Below are 10661 nucleotides of genomic sequence, written 5' to 3' on the forward strand. Positions count from 1 at the left end.
CTCTCGATCTAATCTGAGCAACTCGCCTTGAGTTGCTCATACTCTATTTTTAGTTGTTTAAACACCTCATTGTCACCTCCTTGTTTATCTGGATGATGCTGCACTGCAAGTTGTCGCCAACGCTTTTGTAATGCTTTTAGTGTGACTGGCGATGTTAATTGCCAACGCACCAGCAGTTGTTGTTGCTGCTCATTACTCAGCGGAATTTCGCGATAAGTAGGCCTACAAAATTGCTGCCAAAAGCTATCTAATAACGCCTTGACTTCATCCGTAGATGTTTCAAAATTTTGCCAGTTTAAATAATAGTCGCGTAGTGGATCGTTAGGATGTAGTTGGTTATAACTGGAACTGTTTACTAGTTCAATATGTAAGCTTTTAACGACTAATTGTTGTTTTGGCATTAATTGCTGTTGTAGCTGATAAAGCGCATTCATAATTAAAAAATTGCGCTTAAATAGGTCGCGCTCAGGCTCGGCAGCTAAAGTATCAAGAAACCCACGTTGTTTTAACTCAGATGCTAAAGTATGAACCATCCACACTTTTTTATTGATTAATAGTTCAAAAATCTCATCTATCAGAGGGTTAAGCATTGTTTACAATCTATTAATTAGTGTATCTTGGATAAATTATCATATACCCAAATAACATTAAACCCCAAGGAGTGGGCGTGAGTGCCTGTTTTGAATTGGTCTAAATTAGATGTTAATACTTGGTTTGGGTGTCGTTTTGTTATGGCTAGCAAGGATTTAAGGATATTTTTATGCTGACTCAGTTAAAGCGCATCTGCTTTTTTGGCTTTTTGGCTGTTTTAAGTAGTGCATCAAATGACGCTTTATCAAATGAGCAGCCAAGTTTGTTTGAGCAGTTTAACCTTGAACAAGCATGGCCTGAAAAGCATCGCCTTGCAACCGATATCTTATCGAACCCTGATGTTCCAAATTTACAACGCATTACTATTTATAGCGATTTAGCTGAGCTGGCTTTTGCGCAAAGTGATTTAGCCAATGCACTAAAATATTTTAAATTGCTAGAGACCAGTAGTACGTTAAAAGATCAGCCTAAACTTTTCTTTCGTGCGATTAAAATGCAAGGAGTTGTGCTTTATTATCAAGGGTTAGTGCAACAAGCGGTCGTTGATTATAGCCGCGCGTTAAACATCGCAATTGCGCTTAAAAGTCCGATAAAGCAGGCTAATTTACTTAGTAATATCGGGCTTGCTTATTTTGATATGTATAACATGGAGCTAGCTCTTGATTATTATCAACAAGCCAAAGTAATTTATGAAAAAGAGGGAAGCGCACAAGATAAGGCCGATATATTACATAATATTGCCGGTATTTATATTCGTCTCTCTCGATATGAGTCAGCTCTTGAGATGTACCGTGAGGTTTTAAAAGTTTTTCAAGAACTTGGCGATGAAGACGGTGTTGCCCAAGCATACGGTAATATGGGAGTAGCTTACACAGAATCGAGACAGTACCAATTAGCACTGCATTATAATCAGTTGGCCTTACGTTACTATCAAAGCGTTAATAATGCGTTTCAACTTTCTACTAAGCATACAAATTTAGCCACCATCAACCTTAAGCTAAATAAATTTGATGTTGCCTTTTATCACGCTAATGCGGGCCAACAATTTGCAATAGAGGCAGATAATAAGTCTTTACTGGCGGCAGCGTTACATGTGTTGTCAATTGTTCAATTTGTACAAGGTGATACGCAAAGTGCCAAACAAACCTCAGAGCACTCAATTACCCTTGCCAAAGAGTACAATAATGGCATGCGTATTAAAGATGGTTTAGGAATTGAAGCACTAATAAATGCGAGCTTAGGGGATTATGAAAAAGCGCTAAATTTACACCAACAGTACGTTGATTATCAGCGTAGTGTGAATACCGAAGAAGCCTCAAAAGCGGTCAGTCAATTTCAAATCCAGTTTGAATCGAATCAGCTAAACCAAGAAATTAAACAATTAAAACAACAACAATACTTACAAGAATTGCAAATAGCTAAACGTTCACAGTTAACGTTTTTGTTGGTGATTGTTGCCATATTAATTTTAATTACGGTAATTGCTGTTTATAAGCGCCGAACAGAAAAGCAAGCTAAGTTAAAGTTAAGCGAACAAGTTGAACAGCGTACTAAAGAGCTACAAAGTGTGGCGCAAGAGCTACGTGAAGCAAACGAGGTGAAAAGCCAGTTTTTAGCGAATATAAGCCATGAAATAAGAACACCGTTAACTGCTATTTTGGCACAAACTGATGATCTTATTAATGGTCTATATAAGCCGGAACAGTTACAAGATGAGCTTAGAGTAATACAACGTCAAAGTGAGCATTTAAAAAGCTTGATTAATGATGTGTTGGACTTAAGTAAGATAGAGGCAAACCGGTTAGAACTTAATATTAGTTGTTTTGATGTGGTGCAGCTTATCAACGATATTCACGCTATGTTTTCTCCTCAAACTAAAGCGAAAGACTTATCGTTAGTTTTAGACTGCCAGTTAGAAAAATCCTATTTTACGCGATTAGATTTAATGCGAGTAAAACAAATTCTTATTAATTTATGTGCTAATGCCATTAAGTTTACTCATAAAGGGCAAGTAACTATTGGTGTTAGTAAAACCGAGCAAGGGTTACTCTTTTCGATTAAAGACACTGGGATTGGTATGAGCTCATCTCAACTTAAACTTATTTTTGAGTGCTTTAGCCAAGCCGATAACAGTATTAGTCGACGTTTTGGTGGCACAGGACTAGGTTTGAGCTTGTCGCAGCAATTGGCGGCGATGATGGGTGGCTATATAAGTGTGCAGAGTGAGTTTAAAAAAGGCAGTGAGTTTTCATTTTATTTGCCCTGTATACAAGTTGAAGAGCAAGTTTGCCATGACGATCAGCAAGCAAAGTCTGATGATCGACATAGATTATTATCGGGTAAAGTGGTGCTTGCTGAAGATCACAGTGATAACCGCAAACTGATTAGTCGTTATTTACATTCTCTTGGGCTGGAAGTGATTGCCGTTGAAAACGGTGAGCAAGCAGTAGAACAAAGTTTAAAGCTATACCCAGATTTAGTACTGTTAGATATTCAAATGCCTGTTATGGATGGTATTTCTGCGTTTGAACTACTCAAGCAATGTGGTTATGAACAGCCTATTTTAGCATTAACGGCCAATGCCATGAGCCACGAAATTGACCATTACCTATCACTTGGGTTCAGTGACTATTTAGCAAAGCCAATCGATAAAGAGTCTTTTTATACTGTGCTAGCAAAATACTTAAGTGCTGCAAATACAGAGGTATCAACTGAACAGATTCATGTTGATATGAGTGATTTAGTAACGAGCTTTCAACAAAGTTTAGCCGAAGAAAGCGAGCTTATTAAGCTACACTTTAAAGATGCTGATTATCAGGCGCTGCAAAAAGATAGCCATCGAGTGTTAGGGGCGGCACAAATGTTCGAGTTTAAAGACATAGCCTTAGCGGCAAAAGCGCTAGACGATGAATTACTTCAGCCACAAATAAATACGCAAAGGCTAACAACATTAGTGAATAACTTACAGGCACTGTTTAAAAAGTACGAATAAATTAACTTAACCTGAGCTCCGGATAATAAATCCATCTCAAGCAGCTATTTTCAGCGCTAACTGCGTTGAATTTATTTGCAATAGGCGAGCTATTGACGCGTAATTTCGCCTTGTTTTCACTAAAAATCTCTAGCTAGAGAAAAATAAGCACAAATATTTTTTTGATTCAATATGTTAGTAAATCTCTTAACCAGAGTTCAGGTTAATCTACTCTAAAAACAAAAAAGACACCATTTGGTGTCTTTTTTATTTAAAAACGTTGATTTAACTAGAGTTTAGCTTACTTACGTTTCATCGAATCAAAAAACTCATCGTTGGTTTTACTCATCGATAGTTTATCAATTAAAAATTCCATGGCGTCAATTTCTGACATGTCATGTACTATTTTACGTAAAATCCACAGCTTTTGTAGTTCATCTGGCTTAGTGAGTAACTCTTCACGGCGTGTACCAGAGCGATTAAAGTCGATAGCTGGGAATACACGTTTTTCCGCAATTTTACGGTTAAGGTGTAGTTCCATGTTACCTGTACCTTTAAATTCTTCGTAGATAACTTCATCCATTTTAGAGCCGGTATCAATAAGCGCCGTTGCAATAATTGTTAAGCTACCGCCTTCTTCAACATTACGTGCAGCACCAAAGAAACGCTTAGGTTTATGTAGCGCATTAGCATCTACACCACCGGTTAGTACTTTACCTGATGATGGAATAACCGTGTTATATGCACGTGCTAAACGGGTGATTGAATCAAGCAAGATAACCACATCTTTTTTATGCTCAACTAAGCGCTTTGCTTTTTCGATAACCATTTCCGCAACTTGCACGTGGCGAGAAGCTGGCTCATCGAATGTTGATGCAATAACTTCACCTTTTACTAGGCGTTGCATCTCAGTAACTTCTTCCGGGCGCTCATCAATAAGTAAAACCATTAATGTAACGTCAGGGTGGTTATGTGTGATTGATTGCGCAATATTTTGTAGCAACATTGTTTTACCCGCTTTTGGCGGTGCTACTAATAATCCACGTTGGCCGCGGCCAATTGGTGATGCCAAATCAAGAACTCGTGCGGTAATATCTTCTTTACTGCCGTTACCGCGTTCCATACGAAAACGTTCGTTTGCATGAAGTGGGGTTAGGTTTTCAAAAAGGATTTTAGTGCGAGAGTTTTCAGGTTTATCAAAGTTAACTTCATTTACTTTAAGCAAAGCAAAGTAACGCTCACCGTCTTTTGGTGGACGAATAAGACCTGAAATAGAGTCGCCAGTACGCATACTAAAGCGGCGAATTTGACTCGGAGATACATAAATATCATCTGGGCCTGCTAAGTAAGAAGCTTCTGATGATCTTAGAAAGCCAAAACCATCTTGCAAAATTTCTAAAACACCACCACCGAAGATATTCTCTCCGCCTTTGGCGTGTGATTTAAGAATTGCAAAAATGATATCTTGCTTTCTCAAACGGGCTACGTTTTCGAGCCCCATGGACTCAGCTTGGTTTACAAGCTCTTTTATAGACTTGTCTTTTAATTCGCGTAAATGCATATTGGTGGGTTCTTTATTACAGTTGTCATACTCAAAATCGCTTTATTAGATCGTTGAGTGAGGTTCGTTGAATATAACTAAGGATTAGTTGGCTTTATAAACTAGCAGGTCATTACAGCAGCGTCCAGTACTTCTGCAAAATAAATTATAAAAAAAGGGCTGAGAGCCCTTTTTTTAATTAACACTTATTAGATGTTATTTTCTAAAAACTCAACTAATTGTGTTTTTGATAGTGCGCCTACTTTAGTTGCAGCTACTTGACCATCTTTGAAAAGTAGTAGTGTAGGGATACCACGAATACCAAACTTTGGTGGTGTGCCTGCATTTTGGTCAATGTTTAATTTAGTGATAGTTACACGGCCATCAAACTCATCAGCAACTTCGCTTAGAATTGGGGCGATCATCTTACACGGTCCGCACCATTCTGCCCAAAAGTCTACTAGTACAGGTTTGTCTGATTGTAATACGTCAGCTTCAAAGCTATCGTCGGTAATTTGGATTATTTTCTCGCTCATTGCGCTCTCCGGTTTAGTTAGGCGAAATATTTAGTGCGTATTTAAACACTCTTGTTTCTTATTGCAAGTTTAAACGTTATGCTTAAACGCTATGACTAAGACACATTTGACCGATAAAAAGTTTTCAGACTTTGCTATTGCACCGGAAGTGGTTGCCGGGTTAACCGAAAGTGGGTTTGAATATTGCACACCCATTCAAGCTAAATGCCTACCTTTTATTTGTGAAGGGCGCGATATTGCGGGCCAAGCACAAACAGGTACTGGCAAAACGTTGGCATTTTTAACTGCCACGTGCCACCGGTTATTACAATCTAGCAAAGCACCTAGTAAACATCCAAGAGCCCTGATCATGGCCCCAACTCGGGAGCTTGCGATTCAGATACACAAAGATGCAAAAATTTTAGCGCCGCACTGTAATCTTAACTTAGGTTTAGTATATGGTGGCGAAGATTACGAAAAACAACGTGCACAACTAGAAAAAGGCGTTGATATTTTAATTGGCACCACAGGTCGCCTAATCGATTTATATAAGCAAGGCTGTTACACCCTTAATGAAATTGAGGTAGTCGTGCTAGATGAAGCCGATCGTATGTTCGATTTGGGTTTTATTAAAGATATTCGTTATATGTTCCGTCGTATGCCAGATACGTCAGAGCGTTTAAACTTATTATTCTCTGCTACGCTATCGTACCGTGTACAAGAGCTTGCATTTGAACACATGACTAACCCTGAGCATGTGCAAATAGAGCCCGATGTAAAAACAGGTAAACGTATTAAAGAAGAGCTATTTCATCCTTCACAAGAAGATAAAATTAAGCTGTTGTTAACCTTGATTGAAGAAGAATGGCCTGAGAAAGCCATTGTTTTTGCAAATACTAAGCATAGCTGTGAAACCGTATATGCATGGTTAAAAGCAGACGGACATCGCGTGGGCATGCTCACCGGTGATGTAAACCAAAAGAAACGCCAGTCAATACTCGCGCAATTTAGTAAAGGCGAGCTAGACTTTTTAGTGGCTACCGATGTTGCTGCACGTGGTTTGCATATTCCAGAAGTAAGTCATGTATTTAACTTTGACTTACCTGACGATTGCGAAGATTACGTTCACCGCATTGGTCGTACGGCTCGAGCAGGCGCTTCAGGTCATGCAATTAGTTTTGCGTGTGAGCAATATGCTTATAACCTTCATGAAATTGAAGAATACATTGAGCACAGCATTCCATTATCACATTACGATAAAAGTGCATTGCTAGATGATTTAACGAAGCCGACTATTCATAGAAAGCGTAATTTTTCTACTGGTCCACGTAATCGTAGTAATAACAACGGACGTCGCCCAAATAATGGTTACCAAAAAGGGCGGTCTTAACCGACCGTTAGTTTGATTGTATTTGTAACTAGAGGTTTTTGAACGGTGGGGCAACTTAAACCGCAAAAAAATGTATATGCAGTCATTGATTTAGGCTCAAATAGCTTTCATATGCTTATTGCTAAATCAATGGCGGGCGGCCTGCAAACTATAGGGCGCGTGAAACGCAAAGTAAGACTCGCAGCTGGGCTTGATGATAATAATTTATTGAGCTTAGAGGCTATGCAACGAGGCTGGGAGTGTTTGGCCTTGTTTGCAGAGCGGTTGCAAGATATTCCCACGCAGAACATCACCATTGTTGCCACTGCAACACTTCGCTTAGCAACCAACGCCGACGACTTTAAACTACATGCTGAAGAAATATTAGGGCATAAAGTGAATGTTATTAGTGGCGAGCTAGAAGCGCGAACTATTTATAAAGGGGTTGCGCATACCTCTTCATGTACTGGCAAGCAGCTGGTTATTGATATTGGTGGAGCGAGTACTGAGGTTGTTATTGGCCAAGGTTTTGAAGCGCGTCACTATAAAAGCCTTAATATTGGCTGCGTGACTTTTCTCGAACGCTACTTTAAAGATTGCCAATTAAATGAAGCAAACTTTAATGCTGCGATAAAAGCAGCACGAAATGTTATTGATGAAATAGCACCTGAATATAAAACGGCTGGTTGGCAACTTGCCTCTGGTGCGTCAGGTACTGTGCAAGCTATTCAAGAAATTATGGTGGCACAAAATTTAAATGAAATGCTCACCCTTGAAAAGCTATACACCATCAAACAACAATCCATAGCCTATAAAACAATAGCTGAACTCGACTTGCCTGGGTTAAGTGAAGAGCGACGGTTAGTGTTTGTATCTGGGCTTGCTATTTTAATTGCACTGTTTGAGTCACTAGAAATAGAACAAATGGGGTTAGCGGGTGGTGCTCTTCGTGAAGGTGTTTTATATAGCATGCTACCGGAGCTTCATAATACCGACATTCGTCAACGAACTATTGATGGTTTTATGAATCGTTATCATGTTGATCAAAAGCAAGCATCTCGAGTTTCAAGTTTAGCATTACTGCTAGCTAATGAGGTCAGTCAGTATTGGCCGGTTGCAGCGCAAAGTGGATTGCCGCTTTTAAATGCTGTCGCGCAGCTGCATGAAATAGGTTTATTAATAGAGTATAAGCAGTACCATAAACACACCGCTTATATTTTAGAAAATACCGACATGCCTGGTTTTTCGCAATCAGAGCATAAAGTAATTGTTGCTATAGCACATAGCCATCGCTCAGACCTTCAAAAAGGATACTTAGATCATTTAGGTGCACATAGTAGTGTTGCTGCGTATATTGTTCGACTATTACGTATTGCTGTTATTTTATCGATGCGCCGACAAGATGACGTGTTGCCAAACTTCAAGATAACAGCTGAGAATGAAGAGTTAGCGATTCAATTTGAAAATAACTGGTTAAAAAAGCATCCGCTGATGGCAAGTGAACTAAATCAAGAGATTAAATATCAGAAAAAATGCGGTTGGAAACTTAAAGTTAGCTAGTTAAACCTACTTTTCCGTAGTTTTTAGTGGTTAAAATGAGCGTTTAGGCTAAATATCCAGCGAACAGTCATTTATTTCAAGTTTTCTTCAAAAAAGGGTTGATCTGTTTTCGGATCTCCCTATAATGCGACCCCACTGAGACGGCAGAGCGCAACGCATAGCGAGGCACGAGCTACTCAGTGAGTCGAGTAAAACTTAGTTCTGAAAACTTTCAAGTTTAACAAAATTAAGTGTTGACAAAAAAATAGGAAAGCGTAATATGCGCAGCCCTAGCGAGATAAAGTTTAACGCTTTAATCGCAACGTTCTTTAACAATATAAAGCAATCATCTGTGTGGGCACTCGTACAGATTGAGTTCTAACAGCCAAGCTTAGTTTACTAAGTGAGGCAAACAAATTTAGAGTCTCAATTGAAACTGAGTGACCAACAGCAATAACTACTTAGGTAGGAATTGCAGCACAGTCAATTCAATATCGAAAGATATTAAATAAATTCAGAATTCATTGAGCTGTCGAAAGACAAAAAACTTTTTAATTGAAGAGTTTGATCATGGCTCAGATTGAACGCTGGCGGCAGGCCTAACACATGCAAGTCGAGCGGTAACAGAAAGTAGCTTGCTACTTTGCTGACGAGCGGCGGACGGGTGAGTAATGCTTGGGAACATGCCTTGAGGTGGGGGACAACAGTTGGAAACGACTGCTAATACCGCATAATGTCTACGGACCAAAGGGGGCTTCGGCTCTCGCCTTTAGATTGGCCCAAGTGGGATTAGCTAGTTGGTGAGGTAATGGCTCACCAAGGCGACGATCCCTAGCTGGTTTGAGAGGATGATCAGCCACACTGGGACTGAGACACGGCCCAGACTCCTACGGGAGGCAGCAGTGGGGAATATTGCACAATGGGCGCAAGCCTGATGCAGCCATGCCGCGTGTGTGAAGAAGGCCTTCGGGTTGTAAAGCACTTTCAGTCAGGAGGAAAGGTTAGTAGTTAATACCTGCTAGCTGTGACGTTACTGACAGAAGAAGCACCGGCTAACTCCGTGCCAGCAGCCGCGGTAATACGGAGGGTGCGAGCGTTAATCGGAATTACTGGGCGTAAAGCGTACGCAGGCGGTTTGTTAAGCGAGATGTGAAAGCCCCGGGCTCAACCTGGGAACTGCATTTCGAACTGGCAAACTAGAGTGTGATAGAGGGTGGTAGAATTTCAGGTGTAGCGGTGAAATGCGTAGAGATCTGAAGGAATACCGATGGCGAAGGCAGCCACCTGGGTCAACACTGACGCTCATGTACGAAAGCGTGGGGAGCAAACAGGATTAGATACCCTGGTAGTCCACGCCGTAAACGATGTCTACTAGAAGCTCGGAACCTCGGTTCTGTTTTTCAAAGCTAACGCATTAAGTAGACCGCCTGGGGAGTACGGCCGCAAGGTTAAAACTCAAATGAATTGACGGGGGCCCGCACAAGCGGTGGAGCATGTGGTTTAATTCGATGCAACGCGAAGAACCTTACCTACACTTGACATACAGAGAACTTACCAGAGATGGTTTGGTGCCTTCGGGAACTCTGATACAGGTGCTGCATGGCTGTCGTCAGCTCGTGTTGTGAGATGTTGGGTTAAGTCCCGCAACGAGCGCAACCCCTATCCTTAGTTGCTAGCAGGTAATGCTGAGAACTCTAAGGAGACTGCCGGTGATAAACCGGAGGAAGGTGGGGACGACGTCAAGTCATCATGGCCCTTACGTGTAGGGCTACACACGTGCTACAATGGCGCATACAGAGTGCTGCGAACTCGCGAGAGTAAGCGAATCACTTAAAGTGCGTCGTAGTCCGGATTGGAGTCTGCAACTCGACTCCATGAAGTCGGAATCGCTAGTAATCGCGTATCAGAATGACGCGGTGAATACGTTCCCGGGCCTTGTACACACCGCCCGTCACACCATGGGAGTGGGTTGCTCCAGAAGTAGATAGTCTAACCCTCGGGAGGACGTTTACCACGGAGTGATTCATGACTGGGGTGAAGTCGTAACAAGGTAGCCCTAGGGGAACCTGGGGCTGGATCACCTCCTTATACGATTTAGAACTTATTTGTTCGTAGTGTCCACACAGATGATTGTTA

The 10661-nt window shown here is 40.9% G+C and carries 6 protein-coding genes and 1 rRNA gene; 4 read left to right on the forward strand and 3 right to left on the reverse strand.

Annotation, left to right across the window (positions count from 1 at the left end):
- Positions 1–8: 8 nt before the first annotated feature.
- Positions 9–590, reverse strand: coding sequence for a DNA-J related domain-containing protein (locus P3J6_RS01935; RefSeq protein ID WP_198522089.1), 582 nt, complete (start codon positions 588–590; stop codon positions 9–11).
- A gap of 170 nt (positions 591–760) precedes the next feature.
- On the opposite strand from P3J6_RS01935, the gene P3J6_RS01940 reads away from it, so the two are divergent.
- Positions 761–3583: a tetratricopeptide repeat protein gene (locus P3J6_RS01940; RefSeq protein ID WP_198522090.1), complete on the forward strand. Its 2823-nt coding sequence runs from the start codon at positions 761–763 to the stop codon at positions 3581–3583.
- Positions 3584–3863: 280 nt separating this feature from the next.
- On the opposite strand, the gene rho is transcribed toward P3J6_RS01940, so the two are convergent.
- Both rho and trxA read right to left on the reverse strand, forming a co-directional pair.
- Positions 3864–5123: a transcription termination factor Rho gene (gene rho, locus P3J6_RS01945; RefSeq protein WP_010392671.1), complete on the reverse strand. Its 1260-nt coding sequence runs from the start codon at positions 5121–5123 to the stop codon at positions 3864–3866.
- Between the two features lie 188 nt (positions 5124–5311).
- Positions 5312–5638: a thioredoxin TrxA gene (gene trxA / locus P3J6_RS01950; protein WP_008109071.1), complete on the reverse strand. Its 327-nt coding sequence runs from the start codon at positions 5636–5638 to the stop codon at positions 5312–5314.
- A gap of 91 nt (positions 5639–5729) precedes the next feature.
- Here trxA and rhlB point away from each other — a divergent pair, with 91 nt between their 5' ends.
- The 3 genes from rhlB to P3J6_RS01965 all read left to right on the forward strand — a co-directional run bounded on the left by rhlB (position 5730) and on the right by P3J6_RS01965 (position 10613).
- The gene (gene rhlB / locus P3J6_RS01955) at positions 5730–7007 is read left to right on the forward strand and encodes an ATP-dependent RNA helicase RhlB (RefSeq protein ID WP_138605404.1); all 1278 of its coding nucleotides are present in this window, start codon (positions 5730–5732) and stop codon (positions 7005–7007) included.
- A gap of 45 nt (positions 7008–7052) precedes the next feature.
- Positions 7053–8546, forward strand: a complete 1494-nt coding sequence (gppA, locus tag P3J6_RS01960) for a guanosine-5'-triphosphate,3'-diphosphate diphosphatase (RefSeq protein ID WP_198522091.1) — start codon at positions 7053–7055, stop codon at positions 8544–8546.
- Positions 8547–9077: 531 nt separating this feature from the next.
- A 16S ribosomal RNA gene (locus P3J6_RS01965) occupies positions 9078–10613 on the forward strand.
- Positions 10614–10661 lie beyond the last annotated feature (48 nt).

This window comes from Pseudoalteromonas sp. 3J6 (assembly GCF_903995135.1).
Taxonomy (GTDB): domain Bacteria; phylum Pseudomonadota; class Gammaproteobacteria; order Enterobacterales; family Alteromonadaceae; genus Pseudoalteromonas.

Bases quoted from the DNA above. Each gene is read 5' to 3' on its own strand.
- P3J6_RS01935 (WP_198522089.1), bottom strand. From the start codon at position 590: ATGCTTAACCCTCTGATAGATGAGATTTTTGAACTATTAATCAATAAA.
- P3J6_RS01940 (WP_198522090.1), top strand. From the start codon at position 761: ATGCTGACTCAGTTAAAGCGCATCTGCTTTTTTGGCTTTTTGGCTGTT.
- rho (WP_010392671.1), bottom strand. From the start codon at position 5,123: ATGCATTTACGCGAATTAAAAGACAAGTCTATAAAAGAGCTTGTAAAC.
- trxA (WP_008109071.1), bottom strand. From the start codon at position 5,638: ATGAGCGAGAAAATAATCCAAATTACCGACGATAGCTTTGAAGCTGAC.
- rhlB (WP_138605404.1), top strand. From the start codon at position 5,730: ATGACTAAGACACATTTGACCGATAAAAAGTTTTCAGACTTTGCTATT.